Origin of the sequence: Cupriavidus sp. H39 (assembly GCF_050271075.1) — a bacterium.
Classification (GTDB): domain Bacteria; phylum Pseudomonadota; class Gammaproteobacteria; order Burkholderiales; family Burkholderiaceae; genus Cupriavidus; species Cupriavidus necator_B.
In genome coordinates this window covers 3,562,028-3,579,996 of record NZ_CP189848.1, presented here as the reverse complement: position 1 = coordinate 3,579,996, position 17,969 = coordinate 3,562,028, and the positions used below count along the sequence as shown (strand labels likewise).

General features: G+C 61.8%; 31 protein-coding genes. All 31 read left to right on the top strand.

All coding sequences use genetic code 11. The annotated features are described in order from the left end of the window. The first annotated feature begins 54 nt into the window (after positions 1-54). The 31 genes from tuf to rplQ all read left to right on the top strand — a co-directional run bounded on the left by tuf (position 55) and on the right by rplQ (position 17,881). A complete protein-coding gene (gene tuf, locus ACOCMH_RS32025) occupies positions 55-1,245 on the top strand; it encodes an elongation factor Tu (RefSeq protein ID WP_427311681.1) in 1,191 nt (396 codons plus the stop codon). A gap of 77 nt (positions 1,246-1,322) precedes the next feature. Continuing rightward, positions 1,323-1,631, top strand: a complete 309-nt coding sequence (gene rpsJ / locus ACOCMH_RS32020; RefSeq protein WP_006160488.1) for a 30S ribosomal protein S10 — start codon at positions 1,323-1,325, stop codon at positions 1,629-1,631. A 374-nt stretch (positions 1,632-2,005) separates the two neighbouring features. Beyond that, the gene (locus ACOCMH_RS32015; protein WP_427311678.1) at positions 2,006-3,235 is read left to right on the top strand and encodes a dienelactone hydrolase family protein; all 1,230 of its coding nucleotides are present in this window, start codon (positions 2,006-2,008) and stop codon (positions 3,233-3,235) included. A 328-nt stretch (positions 3,236-3,563) separates the two neighbouring features. Next, positions 3,564-4,214, top strand: a complete 651-nt coding sequence (gene rplC, locus ACOCMH_RS32010; RefSeq protein WP_010812397.1) for a 50S ribosomal protein L3 — start codon at positions 3,564-3,566, stop codon at positions 4,212-4,214. A gap of 12 nt (positions 4,215-4,226) precedes the next feature. Next, positions 4,227-4,847, top strand: coding sequence for a 50S ribosomal protein L4 (gene rplD / locus ACOCMH_RS32005; protein WP_010812396.1), 621 nt, complete (start codon positions 4,227-4,229; stop codon positions 4,845-4,847). Beyond that, positions 4,844-5,158, top strand: a complete 315-nt coding sequence (gene rplW, locus ACOCMH_RS32000; protein ID WP_006576245.1) for a 50S ribosomal protein L23 — start codon at positions 4,844-4,846, stop codon at positions 5,156-5,158. Before rplD ends, rplW begins: the two co-directional genes overlap by 4 nt. A 2-nt stretch (positions 5,159-5,160) precedes the next feature. Next, positions 5,161-5,991 carry a 50S ribosomal protein L2 gene (gene rplB / locus ACOCMH_RS31995; RefSeq protein WP_012354139.1) on the top strand — a complete coding sequence of 277 codons (831 nt, stop codon included), beginning with the start codon at positions 5,161-5,163 and terminating at the stop codon, positions 5,989-5,991. Between the two features lie 22 nt (positions 5,992-6,013). Further along, a complete protein-coding gene (rpsS, locus tag ACOCMH_RS31990; RefSeq protein WP_012354138.1) occupies positions 6,014-6,289 on the top strand; it encodes a 30S ribosomal protein S19 in 276 nt (91 codons plus the stop codon). A gap of 9 nt (positions 6,290-6,298) precedes the next feature. Further along, a complete protein-coding gene (gene rplV, locus ACOCMH_RS31985) occupies positions 6,299-6,628 on the top strand; it encodes a 50S ribosomal protein L22 (protein ID WP_003271370.1) in 330 nt (109 codons plus the stop codon). Between the two features lie 9 nt (positions 6,629-6,637). Next, positions 6,638-7,435, top strand: a complete 798-nt coding sequence (gene rpsC / locus ACOCMH_RS31980; RefSeq protein WP_010812392.1) for a 30S ribosomal protein S3 — start codon at positions 6,638-6,640, stop codon at positions 7,433-7,435. Between the two features lie 2 nt (positions 7,436-7,437). After that, the gene (rplP, locus tag ACOCMH_RS31975; RefSeq protein ID WP_010812391.1) at positions 7,438-7,854 is read left to right on the top strand and encodes a 50S ribosomal protein L16; all 417 of its coding nucleotides are present in this window, start codon (positions 7,438-7,440) and stop codon (positions 7,852-7,854) included. Positions 7,855-7,865: 11 nt separating this feature from the next. Continuing rightward, the gene (gene rpmC / locus ACOCMH_RS31970; protein WP_010812390.1) at positions 7,866-8,060 is read left to right on the top strand and encodes a 50S ribosomal protein L29; all 195 of its coding nucleotides are present in this window, start codon (positions 7,866-7,868) and stop codon (positions 8,058-8,060) included. After that, on the top strand, positions 8,057-8,335 hold the full coding sequence (rpsQ, locus tag ACOCMH_RS31965) for a 30S ribosomal protein S17 (protein ID WP_010812389.1): 279 nt from the start codon (positions 8,057-8,059) through the stop codon (positions 8,333-8,335). The genes rpmC and rpsQ overlap by 4 nt, the downstream gene beginning before the upstream one ends. A gap of 274 nt (positions 8,336-8,609) precedes the next feature. Beyond that, complete coding sequence (gene rplN, locus ACOCMH_RS31960; RefSeq protein WP_010812388.1) at positions 8,610-8,978, top strand: 50S ribosomal protein L14; 369 nt, start codon at positions 8,610-8,612, stop codon at positions 8,976-8,978. Between the two features lie 9 nt (positions 8,979-8,987). Beyond that, positions 8,988-9,296, top strand: a complete 309-nt coding sequence (gene rplX, locus ACOCMH_RS31955; protein ID WP_340521724.1) for a 50S ribosomal protein L24 — start codon at positions 8,988-8,990, stop codon at positions 9,294-9,296. 25 nt (positions 9,297-9,321) lie between these two features. Further along, entirely contained in the window at positions 9,322-9,864 is a 543-nt protein-coding gene (gene rplE, locus ACOCMH_RS31950) for a 50S ribosomal protein L5 (RefSeq protein ID WP_010812386.1), read from the top strand. A gap of 9 nt (positions 9,865-9,873) precedes the next feature. Next, positions 9,874-10,179 (top strand): 30S ribosomal protein S14, encoded by a 306-nt coding sequence (rpsN, locus tag ACOCMH_RS31945; RefSeq protein ID WP_010812385.1) that lies wholly within the window; start codon positions 9,874-9,876, stop codon positions 10,177-10,179. A 27-nt stretch (positions 10,180-10,206) separates the two neighbouring features. Beyond that, a complete protein-coding gene (rpsH, locus tag ACOCMH_RS31940) occupies positions 10,207-10,602 on the top strand; it encodes a 30S ribosomal protein S8 (RefSeq protein ID WP_010812384.1) in 396 nt (131 codons plus the stop codon). A 10-nt stretch (positions 10,603-10,612) separates the two neighbouring features. Further along, entirely contained in the window at positions 10,613-11,146 is a 534-nt protein-coding gene (gene rplF / locus ACOCMH_RS31935) for a 50S ribosomal protein L6 (RefSeq protein WP_018313959.1), read from the top strand. Between the two features lie 11 nt (positions 11,147-11,157). Next, positions 11,158-11,514, top strand: a complete 357-nt coding sequence (gene rplR / locus ACOCMH_RS31930; protein WP_026201241.1) for a 50S ribosomal protein L18 — start codon at positions 11,158-11,160, stop codon at positions 11,512-11,514. Between the two features lie 21 nt (positions 11,515-11,535). After that, a complete protein-coding gene (gene rpsE, locus ACOCMH_RS31925) occupies positions 11,536-12,054 on the top strand; it encodes a 30S ribosomal protein S5 (RefSeq protein WP_006160449.1) in 519 nt (172 codons plus the stop codon). A gap of 10 nt (positions 12,055-12,064) precedes the next feature. Next, complete coding sequence (gene rpmD, locus ACOCMH_RS31920; protein ID WP_010812381.1) at positions 12,065-12,247, top strand: 50S ribosomal protein L30; 183 nt, start codon at positions 12,065-12,067, stop codon at positions 12,245-12,247. A 19-nt stretch (positions 12,248-12,266) separates the two neighbouring features. After that, positions 12,267-12,701 (top strand): 50S ribosomal protein L15, encoded by a 435-nt coding sequence (gene rplO, locus ACOCMH_RS31915; RefSeq protein WP_012354135.1) that lies wholly within the window; start codon positions 12,267-12,269, stop codon positions 12,699-12,701. A 44-nt stretch (positions 12,702-12,745) separates the two neighbouring features. After that, positions 12,746-14,089 (top strand): preprotein translocase subunit SecY, encoded by a 1,344-nt coding sequence (gene secY, locus ACOCMH_RS31910; protein WP_306853456.1) that lies wholly within the window; start codon positions 12,746-12,748, stop codon positions 14,087-14,089. Between the two features lie 23 nt (positions 14,090-14,112). Then, positions 14,113-14,331: a translation initiation factor IF-1 gene (gene infA / locus ACOCMH_RS31905; protein ID WP_010812378.1), complete on the top strand. Its 219-nt coding sequence runs from the start codon at positions 14,113-14,115 to the stop codon at positions 14,329-14,331. 31 nt (positions 14,332-14,362) lie between these two features. Next, positions 14,363-14,479 (top strand): 50S ribosomal protein L36, encoded by a 117-nt coding sequence (rpmJ, locus tag ACOCMH_RS31900; protein WP_008642959.1) that lies wholly within the window; start codon positions 14,363-14,365, stop codon positions 14,477-14,479. Positions 14,480-14,498: 19 nt separating this feature from the next. Continuing rightward, entirely contained in the window at positions 14,499-14,864 is a 366-nt protein-coding gene (gene rpsM, locus ACOCMH_RS31895; RefSeq protein WP_010812377.1) for a 30S ribosomal protein S13, read from the top strand. Between the two features lie 24 nt (positions 14,865-14,888). Further along, a complete protein-coding gene (rpsK, locus tag ACOCMH_RS31890) occupies positions 14,889-15,287 on the top strand; it encodes a 30S ribosomal protein S11 (RefSeq protein ID WP_010812376.1) in 399 nt (132 codons plus the stop codon). A gap of 293 nt (positions 15,288-15,580) precedes the next feature. Then, positions 15,581-16,204 (top strand): 30S ribosomal protein S4, encoded by a 624-nt coding sequence (gene rpsD, locus ACOCMH_RS31885; RefSeq protein WP_171516798.1) that lies wholly within the window; start codon positions 15,581-15,583, stop codon positions 16,202-16,204. Between the two features lie 165 nt (positions 16,205-16,369). Next, positions 16,370-17,350: a DNA-directed RNA polymerase subunit alpha gene (locus ACOCMH_RS31880; protein ID WP_010812374.1), complete on the top strand. Its 981-nt coding sequence runs from the start codon at positions 16,370-16,372 to the stop codon at positions 17,348-17,350. A gap of 135 nt (positions 17,351-17,485) precedes the next feature. Beyond that, the gene (rplQ, locus tag ACOCMH_RS31875; RefSeq protein WP_010812373.1) at positions 17,486-17,881 is read left to right on the top strand and encodes a 50S ribosomal protein L17; all 396 of its coding nucleotides are present in this window, start codon (positions 17,486-17,488) and stop codon (positions 17,879-17,881) included. The last annotated feature ends 88 nt before the right edge of the window (positions 17,882-17,969 follow it).

The window sequence follows — 17,969 nt, the reverse complement described above, 5'->3', positions numbered from 1 at the left end:
GGTGCGGCGGCGTGATGAATCGACAAGACTGCATTCCATTAGGAGCTGAAAAAAATGGCAAAGGAAAAGTTCGAGCGGACTAAGCCGCACGTGAACGTTGGTACGATTGGTCACGTTGACCATGGCAAGACCACGCTGACCGCAGCGATCGCCACGGTGCTGGCTGCCAAGTTCGGCGGTGCCGCCAAGAAGTACGACGAAATCGACGCAGCGCCGGAAGAAAAGGCTCGCGGTATTACCATCAATACCGCCCACGTCGAATACGAGACGGCCAACCGCCACTACGCGCACGTTGACTGCCCGGGCCACGCTGACTATGTGAAGAACATGATCACGGGCGCCGCCCAGATGGACGGCGCGATCCTGGTGTGCTCGGCCGCTGACGGCCCGATGCCGCAAACGCGTGAGCACATCCTGCTGGCCCGCCAGGTTGGCGTGCCGTACATCATCGTGTTCCTGAACAAGTGCGACATGGTGGACGACGCCGAACTGCTCGAGCTGGTCGAGATGGAGGTTCGCGAGCTGCTGAGCAAGTACGAGTTCCCCGGCGACGACACCCCGATCATCAAGGGTTCGGCCAAGCTGGCGCTGGAAGGCGACAAGGGCGAGCTGGGCGAAGTGGCCATCATGAACCTGGCCGAGGCGCTGGACACCTACATCCCGACGCCGGAGCGTGCCGTTGACGGTACCTTCCTGATGCCGGTGGAAGACGTGTTCTCGATCTCGGGTCGCGGCACCGTGGTGACCGGCCGTATCGAGCGCGGCGTGGTCAAGGTCGGCGAAGAAATCGAAATCGTCGGTATCAAGCCGACGGTCAAGACCACCTGCACCGGCGTGGAAATGTTCCGCAAGCTGCTGGACCAGGGCCAGGCTGGCGACAACGTCGGTCTGCTGCTGCGCGGCACCAAGCGTGAAGACGTCGAGCGCGGCCAGGTGCTGTGCAAGCCGGGTTCGATCAAGCCGCACACCCACTTCACCGGCGAGGTGTACATCCTGTCGAAGGACGAAGGCGGCCGTCACACCCCGTTCTTCAACAACTACCGCCCGCAGTTCTACTTCCGTACCACCGACGTGACCGGCTCGATCGAGCTGCCGGCGGACAAGGAAATGGTGATGCCGGGTGACAACGTGTCGATCACCGTCAAGCTGATCGCCCCGATCGCCATGGAAGAAGGCCTGCGCTTCGCTATCCGTGAAGGCGGCCGTACCGTCGGCGCCGGCGTCGTGGCAAAGATCCTCGACTAAGCACTTCCTGGGACATGCCCGCGGGCATGTCCCCATTCAACGGGCACGTTGCCCAATCGCTCTTTTAAGGAAATATCATGCAGAACCAGAAGATCCGTATCCGCCTGAAGGCTTTCGACTATCGCCTGATCGACCAGTCGGCAGCCGAAATCGTGGATACCGCCAAGCGTACCGGCGCGATCGTCAAGGGCCCGGTGCCCCTGCCGACCCGCATCCAGCGCTTCGACATCCTGCGTTCGCCGCACGTCAACAAGACCAGCCGCGATCAGTTCGAGATCCGCACGCACCAGCGCCTGATGGACATCGTCGACCCGACCGACAAGACCGTTGACGCGCTGATGAAGCTCGACCTGCCGGCAGGCGTGGACGTCGAGATCAAGGTGTAATCATGCTTCGGGCCGCCTCCGCGGCCTGCTGCAGCAAGACGGCGAACTTCGGTTCGCCGTTTTTGTTTCGAGGGTTTGCGTGCCGAGGTTTGCACCGTCCCGCTTCCCTGTCGTGGCCGCCGCCCTGGCTGCCGACCACGGCAGCGGGCGGGGACGCTATGCGTGCAGCCTGGCCGACCCAACCGCTTTAGCGGAATGCCGCGCCACGCCCGCCGGCACGTTGACCGAAGCCGGACTTTGCTGCACTAATCGCATAGCCGCAGCATCCGGCGGCCAGTTTGCTGACGTGCGAAGCCCTCATCATGGGGATCCGGCACGGCAGCGCGATCCGACACCAGCTGTCGGCAAACAGAGAACGACAAGGAGCGCGGGCCATGGGCCAGACCATTCAGATCCAGACCCCTGAAGGCAGTTTCAGCGGCTATCTCGCCGCCCCGGCGGCGGGCAAGGGCCCAGGCATCGTGCTGTGCCAGGAGATCTTCGGCGTCAATGCCACCATGCGCGAGGTGGCCGACTACTACGCCGAGGAAGGCTATACCGTGCTGGTGCCCGACCTGTTCTGGCGTATCGCGCCGGGGATCGAACTGACCGACCGCGGAGAGGATTTCCAGCGCGCGCTGGGCCTGTATCAGCAGTTCGACGAAGCCAGTGGCGTACGGGACGTGGGCGCCGCGCTGGCGACTTTGCGGGCGCGGCCGGAATGCGTCGGCCAGACCGGCGTGCTGGGCTTCTGCCTCGGCGGCAAGCTCGCCTACCTGGCAGCCTGCCGGCTGCCCGACGTGGCCTGCGCGGTGGCGTACTACGGTGTGGGTATCGAGCATGCGCTGGGGGAGGCTGCCAACGTGCGTGGCCGCCTGGTCCTGCATATCGCGGAGAAGGACGGCTTCTGTCCGCCTCGGGCCCAAGCGGCGATCCGCGACGCGCTCGCCGGCCGGGACCATATCGAGGTGTACGTCTATTCGGGCGTCGACCATGCTTTTGCCCGTGCCGGCGGCGAACACTTCGACAAGCCTTCGGCGCTGATGGCGCACCAGCGCTCGATCGCCGCGCTGCGCCGCGAGATCGGCCCGCACTATGACTTCTCGGCGCTGTGGGACAAGCACTGCGAGTATGAATTTGCCACGCGCGATGTCGATGCCACGATGGCCACGATGGTGGCGCAGCCGTACGTGAACCATATCCCGACCATGACCGGTGGCGTCGGCTACGCGCAACTGCGCCGCTTCTACCAGCATCATTTCGTGCACAGCAACCCGCCCGACACCACGCTGATCCCGCTGTCGCGCACGGTCGGCGCGACGCAGATCGTTGACGAACTGCTGTTCTGCTTCACCCATACCTGCGAGATCGACTGGATGCTGCCCGGCGTGCCGCCGACGGGCAAGCGCGTGGAGATCCCGCTGATCGCCATCGTCAAGTTCCGTGGCGACAAGCTGTACCACGAGCATATCTATTGGGACCAGGCCAGCGTGCTGGTGCAGATCGGCAAACTGGACCCGGCAGGGTTGCCGGTTGCAGGCGTGGAAACCGCGCGCAAGCTGCTGGACGAGACGCTGCCGTCGAATACGCTGATGGGGCGCTGGCGGCAGAGCGAAGGCAAGTAGGCCGGGCTCGCGCCTCGCCGCCTGAGCTGTCCGTGTGCAGAGGGCGCCGCTCCGGCGGCGCTTCGTCGCCTTCGTACCACAGTTCAGGCAGCCCAAGCGTCACTACTGCGGGAGTCCCGCCTGCAACATTGCAGGCCAATCCGCAATTCATATTGCCCTTTCCAAACCGCTGCGATATAGTGTAAGGCTACCCGTTTCCTCGGGTAGTGGGCTGGCCATTTGGCCGCGCGCAATCTTCTTTAGCGCAGGTCCATCCGCGCACAAGCGCAAACACAGTTTTCGTGTATCAATCAGCCCCGGCCAATCGCAGCTGGGAATGGAGCAAACCATGAGCCTTGGCCTTGTAGGTCGCAAGGTTGGCATGACCCGTATTTTCACGGACGACGGTGAAGCGATTCCCGTGACCGTGGTCGAGGTCGGCGACAACCGCGTGACGCAAATCAAGACGGACGAGACCGACGGTTACACCGCGGTTCAAGTCACCTTCGGCGCACGACGCGCAAGCCGCGTCACCAAGCCGCTGGCGGGTCACCTCGCCAAAGCCGGCGTGGAAGCCGGCGAAATCATCCGCGAATTCCGTATCGATGCAGCCAAGGCTGCCGAACTGCAAGCTGGCGGTTCGCTGTCGGTCGACCTGTTCGAAGTCGGTCAGAAGATCGACGTGCAGGGCGTGACCATCGGTAAGGGCTACGCCGGTACCATCAAGCGTTATCACTTCGCCTCCGGCCGTGCCACCCACGGTAACTCGCGCTCGCACAACGTGCCGGGCTCGATCGGTATGGCGCAGGATCCGGGCCGCGTGTTCCCGGGCAAGCGCATGACCGGTCACCTGGGCGATGTCACCCGCACCGTGCAGAACCTGGAAATCGCCAAGATCGACGCAGAGCGCAAGCTGCTGCTGGTCAAGGGTGCCATTCCCGGCTCCAAGAACGGCAAGGTCATCGTTACCCCGGCCGTCAAGGCCAAAGCCAAAGCTTAAGGAGCGCATGTAATGGAACTCAAGCTCCTCCAGGACAATGGCCAGATCGGCGCCGGCGTTGACGCGTCGCCCGAAGTGTTCGGCCGTGACTACAACGAAGCCCTCGTTCACCAGATCGTCGTCGCTTACCAGGCCAACGCGCGCAGCGGTAACCGCAAGCAGAAGGATCGTGAAGAGGTCAAGCACACGACCAAGAAGCCGTGGCGCCAGAAGGGTACGGGCCGTGCTCGTGCCGGTATGTCTTCCTCGCCGCTGTGGCGCGGGGGCGGCCGTATCTTCCCGAATTCGCCGGAAGAGAACTTCACCCAGAAGGTCAACAAGAAGATGTTCCGTGCCGGCATGCGCTCGATTTACTCGCAGCTCGCACGTGAAGGCCGTATCAATGTGGTGGACGGTTTCACCGTCGACGCGCCCAAGACCAAGCTCTTGGCCGACAAGTTCAAGGCCATGGGCCTGGACTCGGTGCTGATCATCACCGACAGCCTCGACGAAAACCTCTACCTGGCTTCGCGCAACCTGCCGCACGTGGCAGTTGTCGAGCCGCGCCAGGCTGACCCGCTGTCGCTCGTGCACTACAAGAAGGTGCTGGTGACCAAGGCGGCCGTCGCGCAGATCGAGGAGTTGCTGAAATGACGCAAGTAGCCAAGAACGATCATCGTTTGATGCAGGTGCTGCTCGCGCCGGTGGTTTCCGAAAAGGCAACCCTGGTCGCCGACAAGAATGAACAAGTCGTGTTCGAAGTGGCCCGCGATGCCAACAAGGCAGAAGTGAAGGCCGCCGTCGAACTGCTGTTCAAGGTCGAGGTGCAGTCCGTTCAGATCCTGAACCAGAAGGGCAAGCAGAAGCGCTTCGGCCGTTTCATGGGCCGTCGCAACCACGTGAAGAAAGCTTACGTGTCGCTGAAGCCGGGTCAGGAAATCAATTTTGAAGCGGAGGCCAAGTAATCATGGCACTCGTCAAGACCAAGCCGACTTCCCCGGGTCGTCGCTCGATGGTGAAGGTGGTCAACAAGGACCTTCACAAGGGCACCCCGTACGCGCCGCTGCTGGAAAAGCAATTCCAGAAGTCGGGCCGTAACAACAATGGTCATATCACCACCCGCCACAAGGGCGGTGGTCATAAGCACCACTACCGCGTGGTCGACTTCAAGCGCAACGACAAGGACGGCATCCCCGCCAAGGTCGAGCGCCTGGAATACGACCCGAACCGCAGCGCCAACATCGCGCTGGTCGTGTTCGCCGACGGCGAGCGCCGCTACATCATCGCCACCAAGGGCATGGTTGCCGGCCAGCAGCTGCTGAACGGCTCGGAAGCGCCGATCAAGGCCGGTAACAACCTGCCGATCCGCAACATTCCGGTCGGTACCACGATCAACAACGTGGAAATGCTGCCGGGCAAGGGTGCCCAGATCGCGCGTGCTGCAGGCGGTTCCGCCGTGCTGCTGGCCCGCGAAGGCCTGTACGCCCAGGTTCGCCTGCGCTCCGGCGAAGTGCGCCGCGTGCACATCGAGTGCCGCGCCACCGTTGGTGAAGTCGGCAACGAAGAGCACAGCCTGCGCGTCATCGGCAAGGCCGGTGCGACCCGCTGGCGCGGTATCCGCCCGACGGTCCGTGGTGTCGTGATGAACCCGGTCGACCACCCGCACGGTGGTGGTGAAGGCAAGACCGCCGCTGGTCGCGATCCGGTTTCGCCGTGGGGTACCCCGACCAAGGGTTACCGTACCCGCAGCAACAAGCGCACGGACAGCATGATCGTCCAGAAGCGCCACAAGCGTTAATCGGTAGGTAGGAGCTAAAGATATGACTCGTTCCGCTAAAAAGGGTCCGTTCTGCGACGCCCACCTGCTGAAGAAGGTGGAAGTTGCTACGAGCGGCAAGGACAAGAAGCCCATCAAGACGTGGTCGCGCCGCTCGACCATTCTGCCGGAGTTCATCGGCCTGACGATCGCCGTTCACAACGGCCGTCAACACGTGCCGGTGTACGTTACGGAAAACATGGTCGGCCACAAGCTCGGCGAATTTGCGATTACCCGCACGTTCAAGGGCCACGCGGCTGACAAGAAAGCGAAGAGGTAAGGTGCCATCATGGAAGTGAAAGCGATTCATCGCGGTGCCCGCATCTCCGCCCAGAAGACGCGCCTGGTCGCTGACCAGATCCGCGGTCTGCCGATCGAGCGTGCGCTCAATGTCCTGACGTTCAGCCCGAAAAAGGCTGCCGGGATCGTGAAGAAGGTGGTCGAATCGGCCATCGCCAACGCCGAGCACAACGAAGGCGCCGACATCGACGAACTGAAGGTCAAGTCCATCTACGTCGACAAGGCAACCTCGCTCAAGCGCTTCACGGCACGGGCAAAGGGCCGCGGCAACCGCATCGAGAAACAAACCTGTCACATCACTGTGACGCTCGGCAACTAAGGAGTCACGATGGGACAGAAGATTCATCCGACTGGCTTCCGTCTGGCTGTCAGCCGCAACTGGGCTTCGCGCTGGTACGCCAGCAACACGAAGTTCGCCGGCATGCTGAAGGAAGACATCGAAGTTCGCGACTTCCTGAAGAAGAAGCTCAAGAACGCATCGGTTGGCCGCGTCGTGATCGAGCGCCCCGCCCGCAATGCCCGCATCACCATTTACAGCTCGCGTCCGGGCGTGGTGATCGGCAAGAAGGGTGAGGACATCGAACTGCTGAAGGCCGAACTGCAGCGTCGCATGGGCGTGCCCGTGCACGTGAACATCGAGGAAATCCGCAAGCCGGAAACCGATGCTCAGCTGATCGCCGATTCGATCACCCAGCAGCTCGAGCGCCGCATCATGTTCCGCCGCGCGATGAAGCGCGCCATGCAGAACGCGATGCGCCTGGGCGCCCAGGGTATCAAGATCATGAGCGCCGGCCGTCTGAACGGTATCGAAATCGCACGTACCGAGTGGTACCGCGAAGGCCGTGTGCCCCTGCACACCCTGCGCGCCGACATCGACTACGGCTTCTCCGAAGCAGAAACCACCTACGGCATCATCGGTGTCAAGGTGTGGGTCTACAAGGGGGATCACCTCGGCCGCAATGACGCGCCGGTGGTGGAAGAGCCGCAAGACGACCGTCGTCGTCGCCCGGGTCGTCCGGAAGGCCGCCGCCGTGAAGGCGAAGGCCGTCCGGGTGGCAACCGCCGCGGCGGTGCCGGTGCCGGCCGCCGCGCTGCGCCTGGCGCAGATGCGAAGAGTGGAGAATAACGATGCTGCAACCTAAGCGCAGAAAATACCGCAAGGAGCAGAAAGGCCGCAACACGGGTAAGGCTACCCGTGGTAACGCCGTGTCTTTCGGCGAATTCGGCCTGAAGGCCATGGGCCGTGGCCGCCTGACGGCTCGTCAGATCGAGTCGGCACGTCGTGCGATGACCCGCCACATCAAGCGTGGCGGCCGCATCTGGATCCGGATCTTCCCGGACAAGCCGATCTCGAAGAAGCCTGCCGAAGTCCGTATGGGTAACGGCAAGGGCAATCCGGAGTACTACGTGGCTGAAATCCAGCCGGGCAAGATGCTGTACGAAATGGATGGCGTGAGCGAAGACCTGGCCCGTGAGGCATTCCGCCTTGCGGCAGCCAAGCTGCCGATCGCCACCAATTTCGTGGTGCGCCAGGTCGGGACGTAAGGAGAGCAGGAATGAAAGCATCCGAACTTCGCGGCAAGGACGCCGCCGGGCTGAACCAGGAGCTCTCCGAGCTGCTGAAGGCCCAATTTAGCCTGCGCATGCAAAAGGCAACCCAACAGCTGCAGAACACCAGCCAGCTGAAGAAGGTTCGCAAGGACATCGCGCGTGTGCAAACCGTGCTGACTCAAAAGGCAAACGCGAAATGACTGAAGCTGCACAAACGGAAAAGTCGCTTCGCCGCACCCTGGTCGGCCGTGTCGTGAGTGACAAGATGGACAAGACCGTTACGGTCTTGGTGGAAAACCGCGTCAAGCATCCTCTGTACGGCAAGTACGTGCTGCGTTCGAAGAAGTACCACGCACACGACGAAGCCAACCAGTACAAGGAAGGCGACAAGGTCGAGATCCAGGAAGGCCGTCCGCTGTCGCGGACCAAGTCCTGGGTGGTTTCCCGGCTGGTAGAGGCTGCACGCGTCATCTAAGAACAACAGTTCTTAGCTTGACTTGCAAGTCCAGGATTATGTAGCTATAATCCTGGACTTCCGCTTTACTGCGTTCGCCTTAGCTGTACCACCCGGGCGGGCCTGTTGAGCGAGCCAGGGCCGAGTGGTTCGACGTGAGTCGGGCTGCCAGGCTCCTACCGACTTCAAAGTTGATCAACCCACACGGTGCTGGCGCAAGGCCGGAACCGACGGGACCAAGACTGACCGACGGGCGCTATCGCACCTGACGGATTAAGTTGGGAAGACAAACACCATGATTCAGACAGAAAGCCGGCTCGAAGTGGCCGATAACACTGGTGCGCGCGAAGTGCTGTGCATCAAGGTGCTGGGTGGCTCCAAGCGCCGCTACGCAAGCGTTGGCGACATCATCAAGGTGACCGTCAAGGACGCAGCGCCGCGCGGTCGCGTGAAGAAGGGCGACATCTACAACGCCGTCGTCGTGCGTACCGCCAAGGGCGTGCGCCGCGCTGACGGTTCGCTGATCAAGTTCGACGGCAACGCCGCCGTCCTGCTGAACAACAAGCTCGAGCCGATCGGCACCCGTATCTTCGGGCCGGTGACTCGTGAACTCCGTACCGAGCGCTTCATGAAGATCGTGTCGCTCGCTCCGGAAGTGCTGTAAGGAGCCGCCATGAACAAGATTCGCAAAGGCGACGAAGTCATCGTGCTGACCGGCAAGGACAAGGGCAAGCGCGGTACCGTGCAAGCCATCCTCGGCGACAAGGTTGCGGTGCAAGGCGTGAATATCGCCAAGAAGCATGCCCGCCCGAACCCGATGCTGGGCACTACCGGTGGTGTGGTCGACAAGGTCATGCCGCTGCATATTTCCAACGTTGCGCTCGTGGATGCCAATGGCAAGCCGTCGCGCGTCGGCATCAAGGTGGAAGACGGCAAGCGCGTGCGCGTGCTGAAGACCACCGGCGCCGTCGTGGCAGCTTGATTCTGGGCACGTATAGGAGTTGAGCATGGCAGCACGTCTGCAAGAGTTTTACAAAGAACAGGTTGTGCCGAAGCTGATCGAACAGTTCGGCTACAAGTCGGTCATGGAAGTGCCGCGCATCACCAAGATCACCCTGAACATGGGTCTTGGCGAAGCCATCAATGACAAGAAGATCATTGAAAACGCCGTGGGCGACCTGACCAAGATCGCCGGCCAGAAGCCGGTCGTGACGAAGGCCAAGAAGGCCATCGCCGGCTTCAAGATCCGCCAGGGCTACCCCATCGGTGCGATGGTGACCCTGCGCGGCGAGCGCATGTTCGAATTCCTCGATCGTTTCGTCACCGTGGCCCTGCCGCGCGTGCGTGACTTCCGTGGTGTGTCGGGCCGTTCGTTCGACGGTCGTGGCAACTACAACATCGGTGTGAAAGAGCAGATCATTTTCCCCGAAATCGAGTACGACAAGATCGACGCACTGCGTGGTCTGAACATCAGCATCACGACGACGGCAAAGAACGACGAGGAAGCCAAGGCACTCCTCGGTGCGTTCAAGTTCCCGTTCCGCAATTAAGGGGTAACCGTGGCTAAACTGGCTCTGATTGAACGTGAGAAGAAGCGCGCCAAGCTGGTGGCGAAGTATGCCGCCAAGCGCGCCAACCTCAAGGCCATTATCGACGACCAAGAGAAGTCGGAAGAAGAGCGTTACAGCGCGCGTCTCGAGCTGCAACAGCTCCCGCGCAACGCGAACCCGACTCGCCAGCGTAACCGCTGCGCGATCACCGGTCGTCCCCGCGGTACCTTCCGCAAGTTTGGCCTGGCGCGTAACAAGATCCGCGAAATCGCCTTCAAGGGCGAAATCCCGGGTCTGACGAAAGCCAGCTGGTAATTACGCACAGGCTACAGGAGAAACAGTATGAGCATGAGCGATCCTATCGCCGATATGCTGACGCGCATCCGCAACGCCCAGGGCGTGCAGAAAGCGTCGGTTGTCATGCCGTCGTCGAAGCTGAAAGTGGCAATCGCCAAGGTCCTGAAGGACGAAGGCTACATCGACGACTACGCCGTCCAGGAAGATGGCGGCAAGGCACAACTGAGCATCGGTCTCAAGTACTACGCCGGCCGTCCGGTCATCGAGCGCATTGAGCGCGTCTCGAAGCCCGGCCTGCGCGTGTACAAGGGCCGCAGCGACATCCCCCAAGTGATGAACGGCCTGGGTGTTGCAATCATCTCGACCCCGCAGGGTCTGATGACCGACCGCAAGGCTCGCGCCACTGGCGTGGGCGGCGAAGTTCTCTGCTACGTCGCTTAAGGAGAGAACCATGTCCCGTGTAGGTAAGGCTCCCATCGCGCTCCCCAAGGGCGCGGAAGTGAACGTGGCGGCTGGCGTGCTCTCCGTGAAGGGCCCGCTCGGTACGCTGTCGCAGCCGATTCACAGCCTGGTCAAGGTCAATGTCGAAAACGACACGCTGACCTTCGCTCCGGCTGACGAATCGCGTGAAGCAAACGCTCTGCAGGGCACCATGCGTGCTCTGGTGGCCAATATGGTCAAGGGCGTAACCACCGGTTTCGAGCGCAAGCTGAACCTCGTCGGCGTGGGCTATCGTGCCCAGCTGCAAGGCGCTGCGCTGAAGCTCCAGCTTGGTTTCTCGCACGACGTGATCCATGAGATGCCGGAAGGCGTGACGGCGACAACGCCGACGCAGACCGAGATCATCATCAAGGGTGCGGACAAGCAGAAAGTCGGTCAGGTTGCCGCGGAAGTCCGCGCGTACCGCCCGCCTGAGCCTTACAAGGGCAAGGGTGTGCGTTACAGCGACGAGCGCGTCATCCTGAAGGAAACCAAGAAGAAGTAAGGGGTGCAATGATGAACAAGAAAGACGCTCGTTTGCGCCGTGCACGTCAGACCCGCGCCAAGATCGCGGAGATGAAAGTCAATCGTCTGACCGTGTTCCGTACGAATTCGCATATTTACGCCCAGGTCTTCTCGGAGTGCGGCACCAAGGTGCTGGCTTCGGCTTCGACCGCAGAGGCAGACGTCCGCAAGGAACTGACCGGCAATGGTGCTACCACCGCTGCCGCGACCGCGGTCGGCAAGCGCATCGCCGAAAAGGCGAAGGCTGCCGGCGTGGAAACCGTCGCGTTCGATCGCGCCGGCTTCCGCTTCCACGGTCGCGTGAAGGCACTGGCTGACGCTGCCCGCGAAGCCGGCCTCAAGTTCTAAGCGCACAAAGAGAGATACGTCATGGCAAAGATGCAAGCAAAAGTCCAGCAGGACGAACGCGACGACGGCCTCCGCGAGAAGATGATCTCGGTCAACCGCGTCACCAAGGTGGTGAAGGGTGGCCGGATTCTCGGTTTCGCAGCGCTGACCGTGGTTGGTGACGGCGATGGCCGCATCGGCATGGGCAAGGGCAAGGCCAAGGAAGTGCCCGTCGCCGTTCAGAAGGCAATGGACGAAGCCCGTCGCAAGATGGTCAAGGTCTCGCTGAAGAACGGCACGCTGCAACACGAAGTCGTTGGCAAGCACGGCGCCGCCAAGGTGCTGATGATGCCCGCCAAGGAAGGTACCGGCGTGATCGCCGGCGGCCCGATGCGCGCGATCTTCGAAGTGATGGGCGTCACCAACGTGGTGACCAAGTCGCACGGCTCCACCAACCCGTACAACATGGTTCGCGCCACGCTGGACGGCCTTCAGAAGATGAGCACGCCGGGCGAAATCGCCGCCAAGCGTGGCAAGTCGGTCGAAGACATCCTGGGTTAAGGTGAACGCAATGTCGCAGAAAACCGTAAAAGTGCAACTCGTGCGCAGCCTGATCGGCACGCGCGAGGATCATCGCGCCACCGTTCGTGGCCTGGGCCTGCGCCGCATCAACTCGGTGTCGGAGCTGCAGGACACGCCCGCCGTGCGCGGCATGATCAACAAGGTCTCGTACCTGGTCAAGGTTCTGGCCTGATCGGGACTTGGAGAGCAAGATGCAACTGAACAACCTGAAACCGGCTGCCGGTTCGAAGCACGCCAAGCGTCGCGTCGGCCGCGGTATCGGCTCCGGCCTGGGCAAGACCGCCGGTCGCGGTCACAAGGGTCAGAAGTCGCGTTCGGGCGGCTTCCACAAGGTGGGCTTCGAAGGCGGCCAGATGCCGCTGTATCGTCGCCTGCCCAAGCGCGGCTTCACCTCGCTGACCAAGGCGTTCACCGCCGAAGTCACGCTGCGTGACATCGAGCGCCTGGAAGCGGCCGAAGTCGACCTGCTGGTCCTGAAGCAGGCTGGCCTGGTCGGCGACCTGGTCAAGAGCGCCAAGGTCATCAAGGCCGGCGAGCTGACCCGCAAGGTAACGATCAAGGGTCTGGGCGCCACCGCTGGCGCCAAGGCCGCGATCGAAGCCGCCGGCGGCCAGATCGCAGCCTGATACGGCATTCATCGCAGCATAGGCAGTCATAGTCGGAGCATCGTTTGGCCACGGCGAAACCCAATGCAAGCACGCAAGCCAGGAACACGGCGAAGTACGGCGACCTCAAGCGCCGGCTGATGTTCCTGGTGCTGGCCCTGATCGTGTACCGCATCGGCGCTCATATTCCGGTGCCCGGTATCGATCCGGAGCAGCTTGCGAAGCTTTTCCAGAGTCAGTCGGGTGGCATCCTCGGGATGTTCAACCTGTTCTCGGGCGGGGCGCTGTCGCGCTTTACCGTCTTCGCGCTCGGCATCATGCCGTACATCTCGGCGTCGATCATCATGCAGTTGCTGACGATCGTGCTGCCGCAGCTGGAGTCGCTGAAGAAGGAAGGGCAGGCAGGGCAGCGCAAGATTACGCAGTACACGCGCTACGGCACCGTGGTCCTGGCCACGTTCCAGGCGCTGTCGATTGCGGTGGCGCTGGAGTCGCAGCCTGGGCTGGTGCTGGATCCTGGCCTGATGTTCCGGGCCACGGCGGTGATCACGCTGGTGACCGGCACGATGTTCCTGATGTGGCTGGGTGAGCAGATCACCGAGCGTGGTCTGGGCAACGGCATCTCGATCATCATCTTCGGCGGTATCGCGGCGGGCCTGCCCAACGCGATCGGCGGACTGTTTGAACTGGTCCGCACGGGTTCCATGAGCATCATCGCGGCGATCTTCATCGTGGCGATCGTGATCGGTGTGACCTTCGCCGTGGTGTTCGTCGAGCGGGGCCAGCGCAAGATCCTGGTGAACTATGCCAAGCGTCAGGTCGGCAACAAGGTGTACGGCGGCCAGTCGTCGCACCTGCCGCTGAAGCTGAACATGGCAGGGGTGATTCCGCCGATCTTCGCATCGTCGATCATCCTGTTCCCGGCGACGATTGCAGGCTGGTTCACGTCGCAGTCGACGGGCGCGGTTGGCCGGTTCGTCAAGGACCTGGCTGCCACGCTGTCGCCGGGCCAGCCGGTCTACATCCTGCTGTACGCTGCTGCGATTGTATTTTTCTGCTTCTTCTATACGGCCCTGGTGTACAACAGCCGTGAAGTGGCGGACAACCTGAAAAAAAGCGGTGCCTTCATTCCGGGCATTCGTCCGGGCGAGCAGACGACGCGCTATATCGACAAGATCCTGGTGCGTCTGACGCTGGCTGGTGCGATCTACATCACACTGGTCTGCCTGTTGCCGGAATTCCTGGTGCTGCGCTGGAACGTTCCGTTCTATTTCGGCGGAACCTCCCTGCTGATCATCGTGGTCGTCACGATGGACTTCATGGCCCAGGTTCAGTCCTATGTCATGTCGCAGCAGTATGAGTCGCTGCTGAAGAAGGCGAATTTCAAGGGCAATCTGACCTTGCGCTGACTTCGGATCGGTACAGGCTAGGTATGGCTAAAGACGACGTCATCCAGATGCAGGGCGAGGTCCTGGAAAACCTGCCCAATGCGACGTTCCGGGTCAAGCTGGAGAATGGCCATGTAGTGCTGGGCCATATCTCCGGCAAGATGCGAATGAACTACATCCGGATTCTTCCGGGTGACAAGGTGACGGTCGAGCTGACCCCATATGATCTGTCGCGCGCACGAATCGTCTTCCGGACGAAGTGAGCGAACAGGAATTGAAGGAAGAGGAAAAATCATGAAAGTGCTGGCTTCTGTTAAGCGCATTTGCCGCAACTGCAAAATCATCAAGCGCAACGGTGTCGTGCGCGTGATCTGCTCGTCGGATCCCCGCCACAAGCAACGCCAAGGCTAATCGGAAAGAGGATTGACGAATGGCACGTATCGCAGGGGTTAACATCCCGAACCACAAGCACACCGAAATCGGCCTGACCGCCATTTACGGTGTTGGCCGCTCGCGCGCTCGCAAGATTTGCGAGGCCACCGGTGTACCGTTTGACAAGAAGGTCAAGGATCTGACCGACGCCGACCTGGAAAAGCTTCGTGACGAAGTGGGCAAGGTTACGGTCGAGGGTGACCTGCGTCGTGAAACCACGATGAACATCAAGCGTCTGATGGACCTTGGTTGCTATCGCGGCATGCGTCACCGCAAGGGCCTGCCGATGCGCGGCCAGCGTACGCGCACCAATGCCCGTACCCGCAAGGGTCCGCGCAAGGCCGGCGTGGCTCTGAAGAAGTAAAGCCGAAGGCAGAGGAAGAAACTAATGGCAAAAGGTCCGAATAACGCCGCTCGCGCGCGTAAAAAGGTCAAGAAGAACGTTGCCGACGGCATTGCGCACGTCCACGCCTCGTTCAACAACACCATCATCACGATCACCGACCGCCAGGGCAACGCCCTGTCGTGGGCGACCGCCGGTGGCCAGGGCTTCAAGGGTTCGCGCAAGTCGACCCCGTTCGCTGCCCAGGTTGCTGCCGAGAACGCCGGCCGCGTGGCGCAAGACCAGGGCATCAAGAACCTGGAAGTGCGCATCAAGGGCCCCGGCCCGGGCCGTGAATCGGCTGTCCGCGCACTGAACGCGCTGGGCATCAAGATCGCAATCATCGAAGACGTCACGCCGATTCCGCACAACGGCTGCCGTCCGCCGAAGCGCCGCCGCATCTGATGCGATAGCGTTGTCCGGATCCGGCGGGTTTACCTGCCGGTTTCGGATATGGTAGTATCGCGCGTTGACCTGCTGCATTTTAATGCGGCAGGTTTTCGTTTTGCGTCGAGGGAATGTCTTTTTCTGCACATTCCTGAGCCGACGCACTGGTAAATGCTTGCAGCGCTACCCGGCAACGGGCGCGCTTAATAAGCCCACCGTCCGTCACGGTCTCCCGGCATACCGGGCAGTACTGCGTTGACGGACTCACGGCGCGTCCTGACAGGCGTCGTGATCGATCAAAGGAAGACAACGTGGCACGTTATACCGGCCCGAAGGCCAAACTTTCCCGCCGTGAAGGCACCGACCTGTTCCTGAAGAGCGCCCGCCGCTCGCTGGCCGACAAGTGCAAGCTGGACAGCAAGCCCGGCCAGCATGGCCGCACCTCGGGTGCCCGCACCTCCGACTACGGCAACCAGCTGCGCGAAAAGCAGAAGGTCAAGCGCATCTACGGCGTGCTCGAGCGCCAGTTCCGCCGCTACTTCGCCGAAGCCGACCGCCGCAAGGGCAACACCGGCGAAAACCTGCTGCAACTGCTGGAATCGCGCCTGGACAACGTGGTGTATCGCATGGGCTTCGGCTCGACCCGCGCTGAAGCGCGCCAGCTGGTGTCGCACAAGGCGATCCTGGTGAACGGCCAGACCCTGAACGTGCCGTCGGCCCAGATCAAGGTTGGCGACGTGGTCACCATCCGCGAGCAGTCGAAGAAGCAGGTCCGTATCGCCGAAGCGCTGTCGCTGGCCGAGCAGTCGGGCTTCCCGACCTGGGTAGCCGTGGATTCGAAGAAATTCGAAGGCACCTTCAAGCAAGTCCCGGATCGCGCCGATATCTCGGGTGACATCAACGAAAGCCTGATCGTCGAACTGTACTCGCGTTAATCCGCGAACAGCCGGCCCAGAGCTTGCGTTCGTCGCAAAGCTTCTCCTTCAGCCCGACGCGCTTCACGCGCGTCGGGCTTCGCCCATCGTTACGATGGGATTTCCAGGTTCCAAACGTCAGCCTTATCGGTGTAACGAGCCGAGGGTATTGAAAAGGACAACCTAATGCAAACAGCACTCCTCAAGCCAAAAATCATCGCCGTCGAGCCTCTGGGCGACCATCACGCCAAAGTCGTGATGGAGCCGTTCGAGCGCGGCTACGGCCATACGCTCGGTAACGCCCTGCGTCGCGTGCTGCTGTCGTCGATGGTCGGGTATGCCCCGACCGAAGTCACGATCGCTGGGGTGGTCCACGAGTATTCCACCATCGACGGCGTTCAAGAAGACGTCGTCAACCTGCTGCTCAACCTGAAGGGCGTGGTGTTCAAGCTGCACAACCGCGACGAAGTCACGGTGTCGCTGCGCAAGGATGGCGAAGGTGTGGTCACGGCCGCCGATATCGAGCTGCCGCACGACGTCGAGATCATCAACCCGAACCACGTCATCGCCCATCTGTCGGCCGGCGGCAAGCTGGACATGCAGATCAAGGTCGAGCAAGGCCGTGGCTATGTGCCGGGCAACGTGCGCAAGTTCGGCGACGAATCCGGCAAGGTCATCGGCCGCATCGTGCTGGACGCTTCGTTCTCGCCGGTGCGCCGCGTGTCGTACGCCGTTGAGTCCGCCCGCGTCGAGCAGCGTACCGACCTGGACAAGCTGGTGATGAACATCGAAACCGACGGCGTGATCTCGCCCGAGGAAGCGATCCGCCAGTCGGCCCGCATCCTGGTTGACCAGCTTTCGGTGTTCGCCGCGCTGGAAGGCACCGAGTCGGCGGCCGAAGCCGCATCGAGCCGCACGCCGCAGATCGACCCGATCCTGCTGCGCCCGGTCGACGACCTGGAGCTGACGGTGCGTTCGGCCAACTGCCTGAAGGCCGAAAACATCTACTACATCGGCGACCTGATCCAGCGTACCGAGAACGAACTGCTCAAGACCCCGAACCTGGGTCGCAAGTCGCTCAACGAGATCAAGGAAGTCCTCGCCTCGCGTGGCCTGACCCTCGGCATGAAGCTCGAGAACTGGCCGCCCGCAGGTCTGGAGAAGTAATTGTGGTGCGGGGCATCCGTCCCGCATCGCAGCAACCGCTCCGGCTGCGGCCGGGGCATGTATGACTACCGGCCCGCGTCCTGCCGCATCGGACGATAGAAGAGCTGGTCAAACACTTAACTGAAAGGAATCATCATGCGTCACCGTCATGGTCTGCGGAAACTGAACCGCACCTCGTCGCACCGTCTCGCGATGCTGCGCAACATGTCCAACTCGCTGTTCCAGCACGAGCTGATCAAGACCACCGTGCCCAAGGCCAAGGAACTGCGCAAGGTCGTCGAGCCGCTGATCACGCTGGCAAAGAAGGACACCGTTGCCAACCGCCGCCTGGCCTTCGCCCGCCTGCGCGACCGCGACATGGTCACCAAGCTGTTCACCGAACTGGGCCCGCGCTACGCCACCCGTCCGGGCGGCTACACCCGCATCCTGAAGTTCGGTTTCCGTCAGGGCGACAATGCGCCGATGGCGCTGGTCGAACTGGTGGATCGTCCGGAAATCACCGAAGCCCCGGCTGAAGAAGCCGCGGAATAAGTGCGCTTCCTGCCCCGAACCGTCGCACGACGGTTCAGGGCACACCGCTTACAATCGAGCCAGGCATCCGCCTGGCTCTTTTGTTTTG